This is a genomic window from Blastomonas sp. (assembly GCF_030373265.1).
In the GTDB taxonomy this organism is placed as follows: Bacteria; Pseudomonadota; Alphaproteobacteria; order Sphingomonadales; family Sphingomonadaceae; genus Blastomonas.
Genome location: NZ_JAUCZC010000026.1, coordinates 21,270 through 42,696, shown reverse-complemented (window position 1 = coordinate 42,696; position 21,427 = coordinate 21,270). Strand labels below are relative to the sequence as shown.

Sequence of the window (21,427 nt, the reverse complement as noted above, 5' to 3'; positions counted from 1 at the left end):
TCTAGCCCGGCACGTTCTGCGAGGACAGATACCACTGATATGTTGATGCAATGCCGTCGCGCAGGCCGATGCGCGGGGCCCATCCAAACGACCGGAGCCGATCGACGCTCATCAGCTTGCGCGGAGTTCCATCCGGCTTGCTGTCGTCGCAGACGATGGTTCCTGAAAACCCGACCACATCGCACACCATCTGCGCCAGGTCGTAAATCGAGATATCTTCGCCCGACCCAACGTTGACGTGAACGGCGTCAGAGTAGTTCGCCAGCAGATGGACGCATGCATCCGCGCAGTCGTCGGCGTGCAGAAACTCTCGCAGCGGGGTGCCGGTGCCCCAGATCGTGATGTTCCGCGCCCCGGCCCGCTTGGCTTCGTGCGCCTTGCGAATGAGGGCGGGCAGGACATGGCTGCTGGTGAGGTCGAAATTGTCGCCCGGACCATACAGGTTGGTGGGCATCGCGGAAATATAATCGCGGCCATGCTGGCGCCGATAGGCCTGGCACAGCTTGATGCCGGCGATCTTCGCGATCGCATACCACTCGTTGGTCGATTCAAGCGGTCCGGTCAGCAGGGCCTCTTCGACGATCGGCTGGTCGGCAAGTTTTGGATAGATGCAGCTGGATCCCAGAAACAGCAGGCGGTTGACATCCGCTCGGTGGGCCCCCTCGATCACATTCGCGGCAATTGCCAGGTTGTCGTAAAGGAAATCGGCCGGATAGGTATTGTTGGCCAGAATGCCGCCAACCTTGGCTGCTGCCACGACAATGGCGTCAGGTCGGTGCATTTCGATCCAGCGCCGGGTCGCGGCCTGATCCATAAGATCAAGCTCAGAGCGACTGGCCGTCAGGATTTCGCAATCCCGCTCGTTGAGCTGACGCACGATTGCGCTCCCGACCATCCCGCGATGGCCGGCAACAAAAATCCGCTTCCCAGCCAGATCGAAATGCATCAGGCGCCCTTCATCACCTGGGCGTCCGCCATGATCTTGAGATCTGCCTGCACCATCTCGCGCGCCAGATCGCGCACCGATGTCTCGTGCTTCCAGCCCAGCTTGGCATGGGCCTTGGCTGGGTCACCAATGAGCAGTTCCACTTCCGTGGGGCGGAAGTACCGGGGGTCGACTTCAACCAGGCATGCGCCGGTTTCCTTGCAATAGCCCTTTTCGTCGACGCCTGTCCCGCGCCATTCGAGCACGATTCCGACATCCTCAAAGGCCCATTCGACGAACTTGCGCACTTCGGTGGTCTCGCCGGTCGCCAGAACATAGTCATCGGGCGTGTCCTGCTGCAGCATCAGCCACATGCCGCGCACATATTCGCGGGCATGGCCCCAGTCGCGCTTGGCGTCGAGGTTGCCGAGGTACAATTTGTCCTGCTTGCCCAGCTTGATGGCGGCGGCAGCGCGGGTGATCTTGCGGGTGACGAAGGTTTCGCCGCGCAGAGGACTTTCGTGGTTGAACAGAATGCCGTTCGAGGCATGCATGCCATAGGCTTCGCGGTAGTTCACCACGATCCAGTAGGAATAGAGCTTGGCGGCGGCATAAGGCGAACGCGGATAGAACGGCGTGGTCTCGCGCTGCGGCACTTCCTGCACCAGGCCGTAAAGCTCGGATGTCGATGCCTGATAGAAGCGGCAGGTCTTTTCCATGCCGAGGATGCGGATGGCCTCGAGCAGGCGCAGGGTGCCGATGCCATCGGCGTTGGCCGTGTACTCGGGCGTCTCGAAGCTCACCTGGACATGGCTTTGTGCGGCCAGGTTGTAGATTTCGTCGGGCCGGGTTTCCTGAACGATGCGGATCAGGTTGGTGCTGTCGGTCATGTCACCATAATGCAGGTGAAACCGCGAGTTTTCGATATGCGGATCTTGATAGATATCTTCGATCCGGCTGGTGTTGAACGAGGATGAGCGGCGCTTGACGCCGTGAACAATATAGCCCTGCTCCAGCAGAAGCTGAGCGAGATAGGCACCATCCTGGCCGGTGACACCGGTGACGAGAGCAGTTTTTGTCATTGGATTCCCATGAAAGACTGGAAGATCGCCCATGCGCAGAATGGAGAGGCAGGAGTTAGCGCGCGGGTGCTCTTAGCGGCTGGATTTTACGGTTTCAAGCACTTGTGAGACTGGGGTCAGGCGGCAAATGGTCGCACTGACACTTAGCAGGAGATGGCCTCCCGAAGGCAGGGGGCATCTATTTCGCTCCGAAACCATTGAGCATGACCATCACGGTCCTGAAGACGATCAACAGATCCAGCCAGTACGAAAAATTCTTGATGTAATAAAAATCATATTGGAGCTTGGCGCTGATATCATCCAGATTGGTCACGTGCCCCTGGTTAACTTGCGCCCATCCGGTAATGCCAGGCCGAACGATGTGGCGGTAAGAATAGAAGGGAAGCTCGCTTTCGTACCATTCGGACAGCGCGATCGCCTCTGGACGCGGGCCGATCCAGCTCATCTCGCCTTTCAGCACATTGATGAACTGAGGGAGTTCGTCAATCCGCGAGCGGCGCAGGAAACGACCCAGCGGTGTAATGCGGTCATCGTCTTTCTTGGTCATGGCAGCGTCGCGCGCATCTGTCGGTTGATTGGGGTCGGGGCACCGCATCGTGCGAAATTTGACGACGCTAAACGGCTTTCCGCCATAGCCCATGCGCGCCTGGCGAAAGAGTGCAGGGCCGGACGATTCCATCCGGATCGCAATGCCGACCAGCAGCATCGGCAAGGCCAGCAGCGGAATCAGCAGCAGGGTCACAAGCACGTCTGCAGCCCGCTTGGTCCGGGCATAATTGAGGCTGGGCAGAAGCGAGCCGAACATGTTCTCGGACATGTGCTCGATTCGCACGCGGCCGGTGAGGCTCTCGATCACCTGCTTGTAATGGTAGACGGGGATACCCCGCAGGGTGGCCTCCGCGATTGCGCGTTCCCACTCGTTGCTGTGATCGTAATGCAGGTCTGCAACCAGGATGGCGCGCTTGCCCGCTGGCACCGCGGGCGTGCTCAGGGCGATGGTAGGCAGGTGGCGGACGGAGCCAATCTGACTGATCCGCCCGCCCGGGACGATATGGACCTCGTAGGGAACCTGTCGCTCGGCCAGGATGGAGGCAAGGATCTGGACGCTCATTGTCGCGACAAAGTTAATGGTCAGGATGCTTGCGCTGTAGGGAAGGCGGGTCAACAGGATCACCGTCGCGATGACGCCGTAGCTCACGACATAGGTTGGCAGAACGTAGCTCAACTGGCTGGTGCCGGGAAATGCCGTCACCCGGCTCGCCATGAAATAGGCGACAAACGTTGCCACGCCAGCGCCGACGAGCGTGTTGAACGCCGTCGTGCTGTTGATAATCTGGAACGGATTGTCGTTGAAGTACACAATGCCCGGAAGCAGCACGGCCAGCGCTAGTGCGGCGATCGTCTGGACTCTCAGCGAGCGTATAGGCGAGATGCCGATTGTGGATTGCTGTGCCTGCCTGGCCATCAACATATCTTGATCTTTCAGTGCATTCGTGTGTCGCTTCGAGGCTGGTCGAAGGAGGCGATGCGACCCGCTTTACGCATAATCCTCGCAACCCTTGCCACCTTCTTTGGTGCAATGCAACATTACACCGCCGACCGGTTGCGCAGATCGGTCCAAAGGGGAGTGGCAACAGGCGCATAGCCGCGTTCCGGCTTGCCGCTGACCCGACTGCGGATCGGTTCACAGATATTCGGTTGAAACTCAATCCATGCCGTCATATGGCGCCTGCGTCTCACGCTGCAGTGCCCTGCGCGCTGGGTTTATGAAAGAGCTGAGTTATCCCCTTGAGCCAAGCGTTGAATAAGAACCACGGCCAGGTTGCGAGCGCTGGGTTGATCCTTTTGTGCTGCACCCTGGCATCCTTGAGCCTGTTCGGGGGCAGTTCACGTGTGGACGAGCCGTTGCTTCTGTTCGCTCGGGTCGGTGCGATCATCGGTGTGTGCGTAGCTTGGGTCCTGTTGAGCCGGGACCAGTTGCGCGTCGTGCGTACGCCGTTGCTGTTCATGTTGGCGCTCGCGATCATGATCACCGCGCAGTTGGTTCCGCTGCCTCCTGCGATCTGGCAGGCGCTGCCGGGCATGGATGAAGTGGTTGCGGCCAGCCGACTGGCCGGAACGATGGAAAACTGGCGTCCGCTCAGCCTTGCGCCTGCAGCGACCTTCAACAGCTTGATGAGTCTGTTGCCCGCCACGGCCATGATCTTGTGCTATGCATTGCTGGAAGAGCGCCACCGCAAGTCGTTGCCGATTATAATCGTGGTCATCGCCGCTCTCAGCGTGGTTGTGGCAGGTCTGCAGGTCGGCGGCATTTCGCAGCTCTATCATTATCGCATTACCAATATGTCGGTGCCGACAGGTCTCATGGCAAACCGCAACCATCAGGCGCTTCTCCTCGCCTTCAGTATCCCGGCGATCGCAGCCATCGCGATGAATCGCACCCGCGGCGCGGTCCCGCAGATGAGCGACTTGCTGGTCAGCGGACTTGCCTTCGTTGTGGTGCTGGCGATGATGGTGTCCACCGGATCGCGTGCCGGGCTCCTGCTCGCGGTGGTCGCCACTGGCTTGGCCGCGTTTTATGTCTGGTCGTTGCTCAAGGGCGGGGCCAAGCGCCAAGGTTCGCCGTCGCGCCTGGTCAATATCGGAGGAGCAGCGGTCCTGTTGGGGGCATTTGCGATCATCGCGGCCGCCATGGGGAGCGGCGGGAACTCGTTCACGCGGCTTGGCGAGGTGGAAGTAGAGGGCGATCAGCGCATGCAGGTGATCCCGCAGCTGATCGAACTTTCGCAGAAGTTCTTCCCGTTCGGCTCCGGGTTCGGATCGTTTCCTGACGTGTTCCAGATCATCGAGCCGGATGACCAGCTCAACACCGCCTATTTCAACAATGCGCACAACGATTTTGCCCAGGTGATCATCGAGGGCGGTGTGGTTGGCGCTGCGATAGTGATCGTCGGTCTGGTGATCGGCGTGCGTGCGAGCCTCCGTCTCGTTAGGGTGATCCGCACGCGCAGCCGCAAGACTTCTGGTGCCGAGGTTGGGCTTCTGCTAGTGGCGGTCGGGACCTTTATAACATCGGTGATTGCCAGCCTGTTCGACTATCCGTTGCGGACGCCGCTGATCGGGGGTCTGCTGGCGCTTGCGGGTTGTATTGTGTGTGACCGGCGGCTAAACGCCGGGCCTGTTGTTAAAGACATTGTGAGGTAACGTGCAGACATTCGGTTTTATGTTTCTGCGGAAGCCTCGGATAAGGGCGGGGCTTTGGCGTTGTGCGGTTTTAACCGCCGCCAGCCTGGCAATCGCCGGCTGTTCAGGGCCGCGCGTCTTCGGTGGTTCGCCGAATGTTTCGATCATGCCGGGCTCGGTGGCGCTTCCGGCACCATCGGCCGAAGATATCGCCTTTCAGCCAAGGCTGTATGCGATCGGCCCGTTTGACATGCTCGATATCTCGGTCTTCGGTTCCGACGAGTTCGACCTGGAAATCCAGGCCGACGCCGGCGGCAATATCGCGGTGCCGTTGCTCGGCAACATCCAGGCCGCAGGTATGACACCTAGCGAACTGGCCCGGTTCATTGAGACCGGATTGAGGGGACGGTATTTTCGCGACCCACAGGTGTCCGTCAACTTGAAGGAAACGCAAAGTCAGGTCGTGACGGTCGACGGGTCCGTAAGGCGCCCAGGCATTTTCCCTGTCACAGGCAGGATGACGCTGATTCAAGCGATCGCGCGGGCCGAAGGAACAACCGAGTTCGCGCGGGTTGAGGACGTGGTCATTTTTCGCACCGTCGGCCAGCAGAAGCTGGCAGGAATCTACAATCTGGGTGCAATTCGCTTGGGACGGTATGACGATCCCGAAGTTTTTGCCAATGATGTTGTTGTAGTGGGTGACTCTCCGCGTCGTCGCTTCCTCAAGGACGTCCTGACACTTGGCCCTGCGCTGCTGAGCCCCGTGATCCTGTTGTTGACACAGACAAGTAACAATTGAGCAAGCCGCTTGCTCACGTAGCAGCATAGCGCACGGATATCTTGATATGGCATCGACTGATTCACAAATCGCGCTCATGAAGCATGGCGACCCGGCGTTCGAGCCGCGTGCGACGAGCCCGATTAATCTTGTCGGATTGTGGCGCACCGTTATCCGGCGGCGCATCCTGATTGTCAGCATCGTGGCGGCGGCGATCGCTCTGGGGGCGATGATCACATTGCTCACCCCGAAGCAGTACACCGCGTCGGTTACGCTGGAAATCTCGAGACAGGAAAACCAGATCGTCGACGTTCAGTCGCTGCGCCCGGAAAGCGCGGGAACAGACCTGGAATTCTACCAGACGCAATATGCCTTGCTTGAAGCCCGCTCATTGGCTGTGCGGGTCGCCAACAAGCTGCGCTTGGCCAGCGATGCCTCCTTCATCGAACTGTTTGGTGTCGACGAAGCCGAACTTCTGTCCGATTTCGACAGCAAGTCGGTCGGCGAGATAAACCAGGTCAGGCGTGATCAGGCGGTGGAGCTATTGCTGGAGCATGTCGAAATTTCGCCGGTGCGCGGCTCGGCACTGGTCTCGATCAGGTTCACCAGTCGGGACGCGACGGTGTCCCAGCGGGTGGCAAACACCTGGGCGGAACAGTTTATCGCGGCATCACTGGCGCGCAAGTTTGACGCGACCTCCTATGCGCGTGAATTCCTGGAACGCCGACTGGCCGAATTGCGCGACCGACTTGAAGAGTCGGAGCGTCTGGCAGTGAATTATGCCCGCCGGGAGCAGATTATCCGCCTTCCGGGCGGAGGAAACACCGAGGGCGCAAGCAGCGGAGCGCCGACGCGTTCGCTGCTGGCGGACGAGCTTGAGCGCATCAACTCTGAACTGGCGCGCGCGACCGGCGAACGGGTCCAACTCCAGAGCCGGGCAGGCAGCAATGTGTCGCCGGCCGGGGATAACGCTTCGGCCGCTTTGGCCCAGTTGCGCTCCAAGCGGGCTGAACTTGCCGCGGAGTATGCCAATCTTCTGACCACCTTCGCGCCTGAATATCCGAAGGTGAAGGCCATTGCCTCGCAACTGAGCGAGCTCGATAATGGAATTGCGCGCGAGGAACGGCGGATTGGGTCTCAGAACTCGACCAGCTATCAGCAGGCTGTGGCGCGTGAGGCAAATCTGAAGGAGATGGTGTCCGGGCTGAAGGCCGAGTTGCTCGAGCAAGAGGTGCGGAGCATTCAGTACAACATCTTCCAGCGAGATGCAGACACCAACCGTGAACTCTACAACGGGCTTCTGCAGCGCTACAAGGAAATCGGAGTTGCCGGCGGCGTCGGTACCAACAACATTTCTGTGGTTGACGAAGCCAAGTTGCCGGAAATTCCATCCAGCCCCAACCTCCTGAACAACCTTCTGCTGGCATTGCTGATGGGTGGCGTCATTGCCGCAGGCGCCGTGTTCGCTGCAGAACAGATCGCCGACCATATCAGCGATCCCGATCAGGTGGAGGCTCGCCTCGGGCTGCCGCTGCTTGGCATTGTGCCATCCACCGAAAAGGAGTTCCTGGAGGTCATCCGCGATCGCAAGTCGGAGCAGGCGGAAGCCTATATTGCGATCATCACCAGGCTCGCGTTTGCGACCGTGCACGGTACTCCGCGTTCCCTTTGCGTTATCAGTACGCGTCCGGCCGAAGGTAAGTCGAGCAGCGCCATCGGCGTGGCCATGGCCCTCAGCAAGGTCGGCAAGCGTGTTTTGCTGATCGATGGCGATATGCGGTCACCCAGCATAGGCAAGGCTGCAAGCGTGTCGGAGCGTCAGGGACTGAGCAATTATCTGGCGGGGATGGACGATTTCAGCCAGTTGGTTATCCGGTCGGAATTCCTGGATCTCGACATCATGCCCGCCGGGCCTTCGCCGTTGAACGCCGCCGAGCTGTTGACGGGCAACAGGCTGGCCAAGCTGTTGGAAGAGCTGCTCAAAGGCTATGACCATGTGGTCATCGACAGCCCGCCGGTCCTGGGCCTGGCCGACGCGCCGCTGATCGCGTCCAATGTCGAGGCGTGTCTGTACACCGTGGAATCGGCGACCGTGCGCGTTGCGCAAATCCGGTCTGCGATCAAGCGTCTCCCCTCCCAGGTCAACCTTGTCGGCGTGATGCTGACCAAGGTGGATACCCTTCGCGCCAAGCAGCTCTACGGCTATGATTACGGCTATGGATACGGCAAGGACACGGCGTCCAATGCCCGTCTGGGCGCCGGCCGGGATATTGCCGGCGAAGGCGTCTGAGGCCGTCATGGCAAGGGTATTTTCCGGGCGCCTTTCGCCGTTGCGCCTGACGATAGCCGTGGTGGTGGGTCTGGTGCTCATCGCTGTGAACGGCTTGTTTCTTATCGCCGAACGGATTCCCTCGAGCCAGGCCGAGCGCAGCATCGCGATGGCGCCCTGGCGCGGGGCCGGGTTCAGCGACCAGGCTCTTGCGCTGCTTTCCGATCCGTCGGCCGAAGTCGACGTGCCCCAGGTTCGCGCGCTTGCGTTTCGTGCTCTCAAGACCGGGCCTTTGGATACCGGTGGCTATTTTGCCATCGCACGGGCGCTCGCGGCATCGGGCCAGACCGCGCAGGGTAATGCCTTGATGGACGCTTCCGCCGCTATCTCGCGACGGGACCCAAATGTTCAGATGTATCTGACCCGCCGCGCGGCCGAACAGAATGATCTCAACGGTGTCATGAAGCACCTCAACATCGTGCTGCGGACGTCCCGATCAGGCCGTGAGGTCGCTTTCCCGATCCTGTGCGGAGCGCTGACCGACGAGCGCAGCATCAAGATCGTTGCTGCGGACATGGCTGCAAATGCCAACTGGGTCGAACCCTTTGTCGACCAGTGCTCCGGTAACGCGGCCACGGTTGGCAATTTGGCGCAGACGTTGATCGAGGTCCCGCAGATTGCCCGGTCGGTGCAAGACCGTGTGCACGTCAACATCCTCGCCAATCTGGTCGATCAGCAGAAGTTCGCCCTGGCCGGCACGTATTACACGGTGGTGACGCGTCTTTCGGCAGGGTCCAGCCGTTCGGCGGATCGCTTCGAACGGTTTGAGACCTTGCCGCATTTTGATTGGGTTCCTGCCACCGATGGCGCAATTTATATCGACAGGCTGTCCAAAGACGGAGGCTTGGCCGTTTCCACAGAAACCTCGGCGATACCGCTGATGGAGCGCTTGCTGGTGCTGCCACCCGGGCGATACAGTCTGACGTCGAGCGTTTCGGCAATCGAACTGCCTGAACGGGCAGCCCTGTTCTGGACCGTTCAGTGCCAGAATCGGGATGAGCGTCTGGGCACGCTGGATCTACGGACCCAAGGCAAGCCGACGGCCATCGGATTTACCGTGCCTGCACAAGGCTGCCCGGCGCAGCAGGTCCGGTTGCGGGCATCGGGTGCCGGCCAAGCGCGGGAGATCACCGCGGAAATTCCGTTCATCCGTATCGCTGCCGCGCAATCTGGGCGCAGCGCCGGGCCGGGGGGCGACTGATGTGCCGGATCAGCGCATCTTTCGGTGCAGGGCAGCCCCGTGATTTCTGAAGGCGGTCACGACCTGCCATCCCGAACCGCAGTGATCGTTGGCATCTCCGGGCAAGACGGCGGCTATCTTGCGCGCAAGCTGCTGATGCATGGGTATCGCGTGATTGGAACCTCCCGCTCGGTCGAGGGCGGCGCCTTTCTTTCGCTCGACTATTTCGGCCTGCGCAATTCGGTGGAACTGTGCGCGCTCGATCCGTGCGATCCAGCGGCCGTGCATGCCTTGATCGCACGCTTCCAGCCGGACGAGATCTACAATCTTTCGGGACAGAGCTCGGTCGGGGTTTCCTTTGCCGAGCCCGCCAGCACCTTCAACAGCATCGTCACCAGCACCATCGTGATGTTGGAAGAGCTGCGCCTGAACTTTCCGCATGTCCGCTTCTACAATGCCGGGTCGAGTGAGATGTTTGGTGGCGTGGTCGGCGAACCGTTCACCGAAACCAGCCGATTTTCGCCACGCAGCCCCTATGGAGCGGCCAAGTCCAGCGCCTATTGGGTCGTATCGACCTATCGCGAATCTTTCGGACTGTTTGCCGTGACCGGCATTCTGTTCAACCATGAATCGCCGTTTCGCGGCCCGAACTTCGTGACCCGCAAGGTGGTGGAAACCGCTTATGCCATCTCCCGCAACCAAGCCGGACACCTGACCCTGGGTGATCTCAGCATCTGGCGGGACTGGGGTTGGGCCGAAGACTATGTGGATGCGATGTTTCGGATGGTCCAGCACGACCAGCCGGGCGACTATGTCATCGCCACGGGCGAAGCCATGCAACTGCGCGACTTCGTTGCCTATGTCTTTGCCTATTTCGACCTTGACTGGAAAGCCTATGTCCAGCACTCGTCAGCCCTGGCGCGGCCCAACGAGCTGCCATACAGCTGTGGCGACGCCAGCAAGGCACGCGAAGATCTGGGCTGGGAGCCCGTCTATCGCGGCAAGAGCCTGATCGACAAGCTGTGCGCGGAATACACCGCCATTTTGAGCCTCGGGGACAAGTGATGACAAGCGCACTGCGATGGGCCAAGGGCAAGGCGAGCGTCATACTGAAAGTCCCTTATGTAAATTACGCGTTGCGCGGCGTTCCATTGCCAACACTTTCCCATGAAGAGACGCAGATAGCGATTGCTACGGCAATCAAAAATGGTGCCCAGATGATTGCTCGAGTTGGTTCAAACGAAGGTGATGCCCTAAGCCAGTATAAATACAACCGGCTTTGCAAAATTAATCCTCGGCCATACACTGAAATAATCAAAATTCAGATGAAAACGGGTGCGGGATTTTTCCCGATCGACGATTCATCACTTGACAGATTTGCAGAATTATACATGCGGTCTATTGAACAAATTGATATATATGCTGCTTGGTCCAAATTTGACCGATTTATTTATAAGAGGTCTGCGCAAATTTGTCGGCTAGTGGATTTAGATCCATTTTTCACAGTCAACCGCTGGCCCTTAGCTATGGCTGGTAAGCGGGTTACGGTCATTCATCCCTTCACATCGACAATTGCCAAGCAGTTTCCTAAGCGCGAGGCGTTGTTTGATCGCCCGACCCTACCCGATTGCACGTTGACTCTGGTTCAGGCGCCGCAGACCCAAGCCGATGCTTCTACTCGGGGACAAGACTGGTTTTCTAACCTTGAAAAGATGGAAGACCTAATTACGGAATCAAAGCCTGATGTTTGTATCGTCGGAGCCGGTGCTTACGGCTTGCCGCTTGCCGCTCATGCAAAATCTCTGGGAGCGACCGCGTTGATGTTGGGGGGGGCGACCCAGTTACTGTTCGGTATTATCGGAAATCGATGGTTGAATGATCGGCAATACAGGGCACTGGTTAACGAGCACTGGACGCGGCCGGGTGACGACGAGAAACCGCAAGGGTTTCAGAAGATGGAAATTGCCGGCGGAGCTTATTGGTGAACACGCTCTATTGCTTCGAGAACCGCTCCGCCCCGTTTGTCGACGTGTTCCGCCAGACGGCGGAGCGCAACGGTTTCAAGGTGGTGCTGCAGGCGCCGGATGCGAATGACGCCGATTTCATGCGGTTTCGCGAGGTCTATCAGCATCTTTCGGTCAATCCGGAAGGCTTCGAGCTCGCCTGCTTCCATCGGTACTTTGCGATGCGGTCGCTGCTCTCGCTGGGTGAGCGGGCCATCATGGCTGACAGCGATCTGTTCATCCAGTGCGCTCCTGAGAGCATTCCAGCCGAGTTGACGGCAAACCCGGATGGCTTTGTCGGCAGCATTGGCATTGCCGACGGTGTTTCCGAGGAGGACATCAGTCCGCATTTCTCGTTCTGGACGAGAGCGCTGCTGGATGACTTCTGCGACTTTATGATCGAGCAATATGTGGGCAATGTTGAGCGCCTGCGGGAAATCTATACGCACCGCTGCCAGAAAACCAGCCGTGCCTCGGTGTCCGACATGACCCTGCTGTACCTCTGGGTCCAGGACCGCAAAATTGCGTTCACCAATTCCAATCAGCTGTTTGGCGCTCGCTATATTGACCACAATGTGTCCAGCACGGATTGCGCCAACGCCCGCTTTGAAACGAGCTTTGGCCGGAAGAAAATGCTGTTGGGGGCCGATGGCGTTCGCTTGCGCACGATTGACGGGAAAACCGTGGAGCCGCTCGCGCTCCATCTCCAGGGCCGCTATAAACTGGCAGCGATGCCTCTGCTGACCGGCAACCGGGTCAAGCTCTGGCAGGGCTCGGCCTATATCGCTGGGGGAAGGATTGCGCGGCAGGCAATGTCGCGCCTGCGATGAAGGTCTTTGCAATTCCGACGATATGCGGCGCGTTCAACGCCGTGGGCTCGCTCGTGTTCTTCGGCTTTTTCGCGTATTTCTACGGCGATCCGGCCCTGGCGAGGCTCGCACTGGTGCAGGCCGTCATTGCCATGGCGCAGATGGTCATGGTGCCGCAATGCTGGCTGTATGTGCTGAGCGGTGTAAACAACGACGAGCTGGAACAGCGCTATTGGGCGGCGGTGGTGCTCGAGGTCATCTGCTATCTGTCCGGCCTGGTCGTGCTGCTGGGGTTCGCTTGCCTGCCTCTGGCGCTGGTCGTCGAGCATCGCATGGAGGCGCTGTTCTTCTACTGTGCGCTGGGCCTGTCCGCGATGACCTCGCATCAGGGCTTCTTCCGGGCGCGGCATGACTGGTTCTCGCTGGCTGCCTGGATGCTTCTGCCCACGGCGACGCGTCTGGTGCTGCTTACGCTCAGTGCGCTTGATGTGGTGCAGCCCATGGCGGGACTGCAGCCCGCCGCTTGGTTTGTCCTGCTCTATTTCCTGGTGCCCGAAGCCTTGCGCTTCCTGGTCATCAACCTGCCGCGCATCCTGCCCAGGATCTCCCGGATCAGGGTTGCAAACATCAAGGCGGCCGCGCGGTCCGTCGCGCACAACTGGCTGTACGATATGGGGTCGGGGTTCTGCGAGAACATCGACAAGGTGTTCGTCGGTCTGCTGGTCAATCCGGCGATCTTCGTGGTCTATTTCTTCGCCCGCCGCATCGGCAATGGCATCTCCATCGTCATGGAGCCTTATTTTGCCGAGATGTACCGGAGGCTGGTGACCCGGTCGGTGACCAACGCCCGCAATTATATGCAAAAAACCCTGTTTCTGGGTAACGTCATTGGTTTGGGCGTGGCTGTGCTTGGATCCGCGCTGATCTTGATACTGCGCGACATTGAGTTCATTCGCACCTACATCCCGCCTTCGGTAGCCGGCAACTGGTGGATATTTTTCATCATCGTGATCGGCGATGGCGGGGTCGCGGGGAGCCGGTGGTCGCGTTTCGTCTTCCAGGGCGGGCGCATCAGCGTGACGTTCCTGCTCGTGCGCATCGCGTTGAAATTCCTGTTTGCGGCCGGTCTGCTGCTAAACGACCTGCTTGGCGGATATGCGGTGGCGATCATGTTCATACTGATCTGGCTGCTCGAATACGCTTATGTTGCGGCGCGGGCGAGAGGTTTGGACCGGTACGCGGAAACTCAGGTGAACCGGGCCGCCTGACTGCCGAAAGCTACTTTGCAGCGGCTCTTTTTCTGCTAGACGCATAGCGGCTTTTGGAGGCTACCAAAAATGAACCAGCGCGTTTCAACCGATTTTTCCCGTCACCGGTCAACTTTTCAAAAGATTTGGCAGGGCGGCTATTACGGTGGAGATCCTCTCGATCCGGTCCTGGCAAGAGAATATGGTGACCTCTCGCTCATTTCGGTAAACCACGCGGTGTATCAGGCGTTGGTTCGTCCCAATGTCAATAGTGAAACTAAAGTACTGGAAATTGGTCCTGGGCGTGGAGCTTGGACCAAGTCAATGTTGAATGCCAAGGAAATTTGGTGTTTCGATGCATTGAGTGCCGAGCACAATAATTTTTGGGAATATGTTGGTCCAGGAAACAAATCCAAGATCAATTATTTTGAAGTTAGCGACGCCTCGCTGACGCAAGCGCCTGATGATCATTTTGATTTCATATTTTCGTTCGGCGCATTCTGTCATATCCCGGTGGATATCCAGAGAGCTTATCAGGAAAACTTGTTCAAGAAGGCAAAGTCGGGCGCCAAGGGTGTCATCATGTTTGCTGACTTCGATAAATTCAATCACGCGTTTTCGAATCTTTCGAAGCTTCGGACCGTGCCGGTAAATGCTCATGGCCTTTCGACCACCCTTCGCTTCAATGTCGCGCGGATGCTGGCTCGCATAAAGAGGCAGCCGTTCTTTCTCGAGAAGGACGATCACACAGAAAAGCCAGGGCGCTTTTACCATGGAAACATCAAGCAGACTGCCGAGCACCTTGAGGCCGTTGGTTGGCGCGTAATCGTGGACGACATCAACCTGAATTTTCGAGACCCTATAGTTTACTTTGAAAAGCCGTAAATTTTAGAGGCTGAAATATTGATGGAGTGTTCTGTGGCTGTTGACCTAACCTGCAAGCTTTGCGGAAACCCAGACGTCGAATTTCTGTTCTCAGAGCAGCGAAACGGAATATCTCCCATGGGAGCATGTGTTTTATTACACTCCTGACTCGCTTGCGCGCGTGTTCAAAGACAATGGATGTTCCCCGCTGAAAGTTACAGGCGTGGTTCCGTATGTGCACGAAATGTCAGGTCATGAATTTATCAGGCGGACGGTTCAGGCTGTATTGCGACCCACGCCATATGCGTTTCAGATCTGTGCATTTGCAAAACCTGATGTTTCCTAAAAGAATGTTTCAAAGAAAACTAATCATTACGATGGCAATCGGCTTTGTTAGATAATTTACCACTTGTACTAGCGATTTTATTGGTCGCCTTGGGCGTTCGGTTGACTGAAGCGAAGAGCTTTCAGGCAATGCTGTTTCTTACCGCAAATCTTGGGTTTTTCTTTTGGTATTGGATGCCATCGATTCAGGTGGTCAACTTTCCTCCACGAAGTCTCCTCAGTTCATTTACGATTCGTGACGATATCGTCGCGGATGCCGCATGGGTAGTTTTGCTTTACCATTTCCTCACGGTGGTTACTATCATCCTGGCTAGGCCGCTGTTGACGAGGCCGCTCAAAAAGCAAAGCATCGAGCTTTCAGTCGGTGTGATGGCCTGGTCAATCGTGGCGTCGACATTCGGTGTATTCGTCGTACGCTTTGCAACCGAAGGTTCGGGCGTGTTGCTCGATATTCTCGCAGGCCGTTCGACATCACGCGAGTTCCTGACCTATTACAACATTTCGGAGGGTGCCACGCAGTCGTTGCTGGCGCTCTGGGATATCGTGAACATTGCGATCTCGGTCTTTCTGATCGCCTTTGCGGTCAACCGGTCGAAGCTGCTGTCGTTTCACGGGGCGCTGGTGTCGTTTGCGCTGGTGTTGAGCTTCCTGGGTTCCGGCACCCGCTCGATCCTCGTGCTGGGCATCTTTGCCGTGATGGCCGGATTCCTGTTCCGGCCCGCCGAGGAAAACGGGGGCGGCCCAAAGAAGAGCGGGCTGCGCTATATCTATCTGACCTTTCTGGGTGGGGTGGTCGGGCTCGCCTCGACGGGCATCGTCGCGCGCTTCACCGTCTTTCGGAACGAAGAAGGCGATTTCATCTCGAATACCCTGTTCAACAACAACGACATGTTTCGCGAGCTTGTTTTCATCAAGACCTATATGATGAACTACGCCCCGCATGACGTCGGCCGCGAAGTCTACAATTTTCTGCAGACCCCGTTCTCCTTCATCCTTCCGCGGTTTCTGGGATTCGACAAGGAAATTCCCGATCACCTGATCTCGTTCAACCAGTTGCGCGCGAACATCAATCTGCTCTCCGGTCAGGGCAACGTCTTCCCCGGCCTGGTGGGCGATTTCGACATGCTGTTCGGGGTTGCGGGGCCCGTGGTCTTTGCGGCCTTCATTCTGGCGTTTGGCGTGGCAATCCGTTCGGTTTCGTCCTGGATACCGTCGCAGTCGGCGATGATGGCCTTCTGGATCACCATGTGCGCCAATTTGCTGATTTCGTTCCGCAACATCTCCGGCTCGCTCGCGCTGATCGCGTTGCTGCTGTTGGCCGTGATCGCGCTGTGGAGCTATGTCGTGCCGCGACCTCGCCAGGCGGTGGCCTGATCGCATGGCCGTCTCACTCGACAGCATCATCTTCGGTCTGCAGCGCTTTGGCGGGATCAGCACCTATTGGCATCAGTTGCTGATGCATTGGGGCAGCGATTTCGGACATGACTGCGAGGTGGTCCTCCCCGATCCGGTGATCTCCGGGCTGGATCTGGCTCCAGAGCTGGCGCGCCTGCCCGTGGTGCACGATCGCCGCAAAACCGCGATCGCGCGCTATCTGCGTGCGGCGCCGACGGCCTGCACGATCCAGCACAGCTCCTATTACCGCGCGCCTGCCTCGGCGCGCACCGCCAGTGTGATGACGGTCTATGATTTCATCTATGAGCGCTATCGCACGGGCCTGGCCCGGCACGTCCATGGCGTGCAGAAAAGCCGCGCACTCCACCGTGCGGATGCGATCTTGTCGATTTCGCACAGCACACGCGATGATCTGCTGGCCCGTTATCCCAGGATCGACCCGTCGCGGGTTATCGTGACTCACCTGGCCCATGATGCGCAGGTCTTTCGGCCGCTGGAACAAGGCGCTCCGCGCGACCAGACGCTGGCACGGCAGGTCCTGTTCGTCGGGCAGCGCGCTGGCTACAAGCAGTTTGCGCTGGCGATCGATGCGCTCAGGGGACTTCCAGATCTGGCGCTGCTCATTGTCGGGCCGCCGCTCACGCCGGACGAAGAGCTCAGACTGAATACGACCCTGCCGGGGCGGTGGAGCTATCGCGACGGGGTGCACAACGATGCGTTGCGGCTGATTTACGCGCAGTGTTTCGCGTTGCTGTATCCATCGGATTATGAGGGCTTCGGCCTGCCGGTCCTGGAGGCGATGGCCTGCGGCGCGCCGGTCGTGTGTTCCCGGGTGTCGTCCATTCCAGAGGTGGGCGGCAGTGCGGCGCTCTATGCAGAGCGGCAGGACGGCGCCGCTTATGCGGCGCAGCTCGAAGCGCTTTTTGACAGCGCTTTCAATGGCGACATTCGCAGCAAAAGCCTTGCCAATGCAGAGCAATTCAGCTGGCAACGCTGCTTTGCTGAAACAGAGGCGGTGTATCGTCAACTCTCCACCTAAAAGCCGGCAGCGCTGACGGGTTCCGAGACACGCGTCTCTGTTTGAGCACGCCCCCTTTGACGCGTATTGTGCCGACATGCTTTGGGCCTGTCGCCCAATCAGCAGGCGCGTGGCAACGTCTCTCCGCGTTCGGTCAGCTCTTGTCCCGGGCTTTCAGTGCCTCGGCGATGGCCTTGACGTCCTGCGAACGGCCCTTGGGCACGATCATGACGTGCGAGCTGTTGGCGATGATGATGAGATCGTGGATGCCAGATGTCGTGACGGTGATGCCATCGGCGTGGATGTGGTTGTTGCGGCTGTCGAGCGCGATGACTTCGCCCGACACGGTGTTGCCATCGGCATCGGGCGCGCCGATCTCGGCCAGCGCATCCCAGCTGCCGACATCGGACCAGCCGCAGGAGACCGGAACGATGCCGACACGGGTGGCGCGCTCCATCACCGCATAGTCGATCGAATCGGATGGGCAGGCCGCGAACCGCTCGGGCTGCGGCCGGATCCGCCGGGCTGCCAGATCGACGCCGTCGAGCGCGCTGTGCGCGGCGCGGTGCATGTCGGGCGCATGCGCTGCCAGCTCTTCCAGATAGCGGTCGGCGCGCATCAGGAAGATGCCGGCGTTCCACGCGTGGTCGCCCTGTGCCAGCATCGCCTCGGCCTTGTCGCGCGGCGGCTTTTCGATGAAGCGCGCAACCTTGCGGACATCGGGCGTGTCCGCCAGCGGCTCTGCCATGTGGATATAGCCAAAACCGGTCTCGGGCCCGGTGGGGTTGATGCCGAAGGTCACCAGCCAGCCTTCCTGCGCGGCGGGCAAGGCGGTGTCGATGGCGCCAAGAAAGGCGGGGAGGTCGGCGATCACATGATCGCTGGGCATCACCAGCATCACGGCATCGCCGCTGCCTGCTGCGATCGCGGCCAGCGCGATCGCCGGCGCGGTGTTGCGCGCGCTGGGCTCGAGGATGATCCGCGCATCGGCGAAGGCGGCATCGCCCAGCTCGGTTTCCATCAGCGCATCATGCCGCTCGGCGCCGATGATCAGCGCCGGGCCGAACCGCGAGGCATCGCAGGCGCGCGCCAGCGTTTCGGCAAACATCGACCTGTCCGATGCCAGCGCGAGAAACTGCTTGGGCCGGTCGGCGACCGAAAGCGGCCACAGCCGGGTGCCCGACCCGCCGGACAGAATGACAGGAGTGATCTTGGTCATGCGTATCAATGCCGTTCCTAGCGCGCGCGGGCGAGAAGCAGGCGTGCGCCGCTGCTCGCCTCGAAGGGGGCGTGGGGATCGATGGCGAGGCACTCGCCTGCTGCCACGGTCAGGACGGTGTCACCGACCTTGGTGGTGACCTGGCCTTCGACGGGGACCACGATCAGCGGGCCGCTGCCGGTCAGGGTGTCCTGGGGATTGCCGGTCAGCCGCACCGTGAACAGCGGGCCATCGACCAGCGTCTGGTCTGCCCCGAAATCGACCCGCTTTTGCAGGGGGTGGCTGTAAGGCGCCGCCTTTGCGACCGCGACACCGTCTTCCAGATGCAGTTCGCGCGGGCGGCCATAGTCATACAGCCGATAGGTGATGTCGGCGTTCTGCTGGATCTCGATCAGGCTGACGCCCGCACCGATGGCGTGCACGGTGCCTGCGGGAATGTAGAAGAAATCGCCGCGCTGCACCGGCTTCCAGTCGATCAGCGCTTCGATGCTGCCGTCCAAAGCGGCGGCGTCAAGCGCGGAGCTCGACAGTGCGCGCGAGGTTCCGATGCCCAGCGTCGCGCCCGGCTCGGCATCGAGCACCAGCCAGCATTCCTCCTTGCCGCCGGGAAGCCCCATCGCCTTGGCCTGCGCATCGCTGGGATGCACCTGGATGGAGAGCTTTTCGCTGGTGAACAGATACTTGACCATCAGCGGCAGTGCAGGTCCGTCTTGTGCCTCGAACCAGATCTCGCCGATCCGGTCTGTGCCGGGATTGCGGAATGGCGGCGGCAGTTGCGCCTTGCCCCACGGCTTGGCCACATTGCGCGTGGCGAGCTTTTCTGCGTAATTCCCGGATTCCATCGCATTCATTTCCATGGATCAGATGATTTCGTCAAGCGTGACGCGACGAGGTGCACCACGCGACGCGAGGCTTGGCCGGTTGGCAAGGGAAAAGGAGAATGCAAGGGAGCAAGTCTTCCGGACAGGTCAGGCATGTTAGCCATGGGCATCGTGGGGCGCGAACCGTGGCGGTGCCACTAGCGGCAAAATGTGACAAACTCAATCGGGCTGGCGGCGATTGTCGGCGCTCCCCTGAAATCAGCCTGATCGCGGCCGCGGTCGCCAGGCCTGCGAAATTGCCGGCCTGGCAAGCGCCGCCTGATGCGGGATTGTCGAACCATTCCTCACCCCCTATCGGAACTTCCTTACCAGCTTTGAAAGGCACCCTCCTGCATGTGCGGTATCGTTGGAATTCTGGCCCGTCGCGATGTCGTGGGCGATCTGGTCGATGGCCTGAAGCGGATGGAATACCGCGGCTATGATTCGGCGGGGGTGTGCACCGTGCACGAGGGGCAGCTGGTGCGCCGGCGCGCCGAGGGCAAATTGCGCAATCTGGTCGATGTGCTCGCCAAGGACCCCGCGCCCGGCCATGTCGGCATCGCGCACACCCGCTGGGCGACGCACGGCGCGCCGACCACGTCGAACGCGCACCCGCATGCCACCGGCGAGGTCGCTTTGGTGCACAACGGCATCATCGAGAACTTCAAGTCCCTGCGCGATGCGCTGATCGCGCGCGGTCGCACCTTCGAGAGCGAGACCGATTCGGAAGTCGTCGCGCATCTGCTCAGCGAGCGGGTCGAGGCCGGTGACGCGCCTGAGGACGCGGTGAAAACGGTGCTGCCGCAGCTGCGCGGCGCGTTCGCGCTCGCGATCGCGTTTCGCCAGCATCCCGATCTGCTGATCGGCGCACGATTGGGCTCGCCCTTGGTGCTCGGCTATGGTGACGGCGAGACCTATCTCGGGTCCGACGCGCTCGCGCTCGCGCCGCTGACCCAGCGCATCGCCTATCTCGAAGAAGGCGACTGGGTGGTGCTGACCCGCGAGGGCGCGCAGATCTATGACGCCGACAACGCACCGGTCGAGCGCGAGGTGACGCTGTCGGGGGTCACCGGCGCGCTGATCGACAAGGGCAACCACCGCCACTTCATGCAGAAGGAGATTTTCGAGCAGCCCGTGGTGGTGGCGCAGACGCTGCAGAGCTATATCCGTTCGGTCGAGCAGAAGGTGGCGCTGCCGCAGATGGACTTCGAGCTGTCCGCCATCGACCGGGTGACAATCATCGCCTGCGGCACCGCGTCCTATGTCGGGATGATCGGCAAATACTGGATCGAGCAATTGGTCCGCGTTCCGGTCGAGGTCGATGTCGCGTCCGAATACCGCTACCGCGACCCGGTGCTGGCGCCGAACATGCTGGGCGTGGTCGTCTCGCAATCGGGCGAGACCGCCGATACGCTGGCGGCCTTGCGCCACATGAAGGCGGGCGGGGTGACCACCGCAGGGATCATCAACGTGCCGACCAGCTCGATGGCGCGCGAGGTCGACCTGCTGCTGCCGACGCATGCCGGGCCCGAGATCGGCGTCGCCTCGACCAAGGCGTTCACCTGCCAGCTGGCGGTGATGGCGGCGCTGGCGGTCAATCTGGCGCGCGCCAAGGGCAGGCTCAGCGAGGCCGAAGAGGCCGAGATCGTGCGCCATCTGATCGAGGCGCCCGCCGCGATCAACGAGGCTTTGGGCCATGACGCCGACATCGAGGCGATGGCGCACACCATCGCGCAGGCGCGCGACGTGTTGTATCTGGGCCGCGGGCCGGACTATGCGCTGGCGCTCGAAGGCGCACTCAAGCTCAAGGAAATCAGCTACATCCACGCCGAGGGCTATGCCGCAGGCGAGATGAAGCACGGTCCGATCGCGCTGATCGACGAGGCGGTGCCGATCATCGTCATCGCGCCATCGGGGCCATTGTTCGAAAAGACGGTGAGCAACATGCAGGAGGTGCGCGCGCGCGGCGGCAAGGTGGTGCTGATCTCGGATGCCGAAGGGCTCGAGGAGGCGGGTGAGGGGTGTCTCGCGACGATCGAGATGCCACGCGTCCACCCGCTGATCGCGCCGCTGGTGTATGCGGTGCCGGTGCAGTTGCTCGCCTATCATGTCGCCGTCGCCAAGGGCACCGATGTCGACCAGCCGCGCAATCTCGCCAAGTCGGTGACGGTGGAATAGCAGCGAAACCAA

17 protein-coding genes are annotated in these 21,427 nt (G+C 60.0%); 12 read left to right on the top strand and 5 right to left on the bottom strand.

Annotation, left to right across the window (positions count from 1 at the left end):
- Position 1: 1 nt before the first annotated feature.
- From QUV11_RS14115 to QUV11_RS14105, 3 genes are all read right to left on the bottom strand, one after another.
- Positions 2-946 (bottom strand): GDP-L-fucose synthase, encoded by a 945-nt coding sequence (locus tag QUV11_RS14115; protein WP_300883534.1) that lies wholly within the window; start codon positions 944-946, stop codon positions 2-4.
- Positions 946-2,007, bottom strand: coding sequence for a GDP-mannose 4,6-dehydratase (gene gmd, locus QUV11_RS14110; RefSeq protein WP_300883533.1), 1,062 nt, complete (start codon positions 2,005-2,007; stop codon positions 946-948). The genes QUV11_RS14115 and gmd overlap by 1 nt, the downstream gene beginning before the upstream one ends.
- A gap of 178 nt (positions 2,008-2,185) precedes the next feature.
- Complete coding sequence (locus tag QUV11_RS14105; protein ID WP_300883532.1) at positions 2,186-3,472, bottom strand: sugar transferase; 1,287 nt, start codon at positions 3,470-3,472, stop codon at positions 2,186-2,188.
- 323 nt (positions 3,473-3,795) lie between these two features.
- Between QUV11_RS14105 and QUV11_RS14100 the strand changes: the two genes are divergently transcribed.
- The 11 genes from QUV11_RS14100 (at position 3,796) to QUV11_RS14050 (ending at position 17,179) form a co-directional block, all read left to right on the top strand.
- Positions 3,796-5,211 (top strand): O-antigen ligase, encoded by a 1,416-nt coding sequence (locus QUV11_RS14100; RefSeq protein WP_300883531.1) that lies wholly within the window; start codon positions 3,796-3,798, stop codon positions 5,209-5,211.
- A 1-nt stretch (position 5,212) separates the two neighbouring features.
- Positions 5,213-5,989, top strand: coding sequence for a polysaccharide biosynthesis/export family protein (locus QUV11_RS14095; RefSeq protein WP_300883530.1), 777 nt, complete (start codon positions 5,213-5,215; stop codon positions 5,987-5,989).
- A gap of 46 nt (positions 5,990-6,035) precedes the next feature.
- Positions 6,036-8,258 (top strand): polysaccharide biosynthesis tyrosine autokinase, encoded by a 2,223-nt coding sequence (locus QUV11_RS14090; protein WP_300883529.1) that lies wholly within the window; start codon positions 6,036-6,038, stop codon positions 8,256-8,258.
- Positions 8,212-9,498: a hypothetical protein gene (locus QUV11_RS14085; RefSeq protein ID WP_300883528.1), complete on the top strand. Its 1,287-nt coding sequence runs from the start codon at positions 8,212-8,214 to the stop codon at positions 9,496-9,498. The genes QUV11_RS14090 and QUV11_RS14085 overlap by 47 nt, the downstream gene beginning before the upstream one ends.
- Before the next feature lie 39 nt (positions 9,499-9,537).
- Positions 9,538-10,542 (top strand): GDP-mannose 4,6-dehydratase, encoded by a 1,005-nt coding sequence (locus QUV11_RS14080; protein ID WP_300883527.1) that lies wholly within the window; start codon positions 9,538-9,540, stop codon positions 10,540-10,542.
- Positions 10,542-11,462, top strand: coding sequence for a hypothetical protein (locus QUV11_RS14075; protein WP_300883526.1), 921 nt, complete (start codon positions 10,542-10,544; stop codon positions 11,460-11,462). Before QUV11_RS14080 ends, QUV11_RS14075 begins: the two co-directional genes overlap by 1 nt.
- A complete protein-coding gene (locus QUV11_RS14070) occupies positions 11,459-12,310 on the top strand; it encodes a hypothetical protein (RefSeq protein ID WP_300883525.1) in 852 nt (283 codons plus the stop codon). The genes QUV11_RS14075 and QUV11_RS14070 overlap by 4 nt, the downstream gene beginning before the upstream one ends.
- Positions 12,307-13,557 carry a hypothetical protein gene (locus QUV11_RS14065; RefSeq protein ID WP_300883524.1) on the top strand — a complete coding sequence of 417 codons (1,251 nt, stop codon included), beginning with the start codon at positions 12,307-12,309 and terminating at the stop codon, positions 13,555-13,557. Before QUV11_RS14070 ends, QUV11_RS14065 begins: the two co-directional genes overlap by 4 nt.
- Positions 13,558-13,626: 69 nt before the next feature.
- A complete protein-coding gene (locus QUV11_RS14060; protein WP_300883523.1) occupies positions 13,627-14,421 on the top strand; it encodes a class I SAM-dependent methyltransferase in 795 nt (264 codons plus the stop codon).
- A gap of 369 nt (positions 14,422-14,790) precedes the next feature.
- Positions 14,791-16,119 carry a hypothetical protein gene (locus QUV11_RS14055; RefSeq protein WP_300883522.1) on the top strand — a complete coding sequence of 443 codons (1,329 nt, stop codon included), beginning with the start codon at positions 14,791-14,793 and terminating at the stop codon, positions 16,117-16,119.
- Between the two features lie 4 nt (positions 16,120-16,123).
- A complete protein-coding gene (locus tag QUV11_RS14050; protein WP_300883521.1) occupies positions 16,124-17,179 on the top strand; it encodes a glycosyltransferase family 1 protein in 1,056 nt (351 codons plus the stop codon).
- Positions 17,180-17,312: 133 nt separating this feature from the next.
- Here QUV11_RS14050 and QUV11_RS14045 read toward each other — a convergent pair whose 3' ends face one another.
- Positions 17,313-18,377, bottom strand: coding sequence for a mannose-1-phosphate guanylyltransferase/mannose-6-phosphate isomerase (locus QUV11_RS14045; protein WP_300883520.1), 1,065 nt, complete (start codon positions 18,375-18,377; stop codon positions 17,313-17,315).
- 17 nt (positions 18,378-18,394) lie between these two features.
- Positions 18,395-19,219 (bottom strand): class I mannose-6-phosphate isomerase, encoded by an 825-nt coding sequence (locus tag QUV11_RS14040; RefSeq protein ID WP_300883519.1) that lies wholly within the window; start codon positions 19,217-19,219, stop codon positions 18,395-18,397.
- A gap of 372 nt (positions 19,220-19,591) precedes the next feature.
- Here QUV11_RS14040 and glmS point away from each other — a divergent pair, with 372 nt between their 5' ends.
- Positions 19,592-21,415: a glutamine--fructose-6-phosphate transaminase (isomerizing) gene (glmS, locus tag QUV11_RS14035; protein ID WP_300883518.1), complete on the top strand. Its 1,824-nt coding sequence runs from the start codon at positions 19,592-19,594 to the stop codon at positions 21,413-21,415.
- Positions 21,416-21,427: the final 12 nt, after the last annotated feature.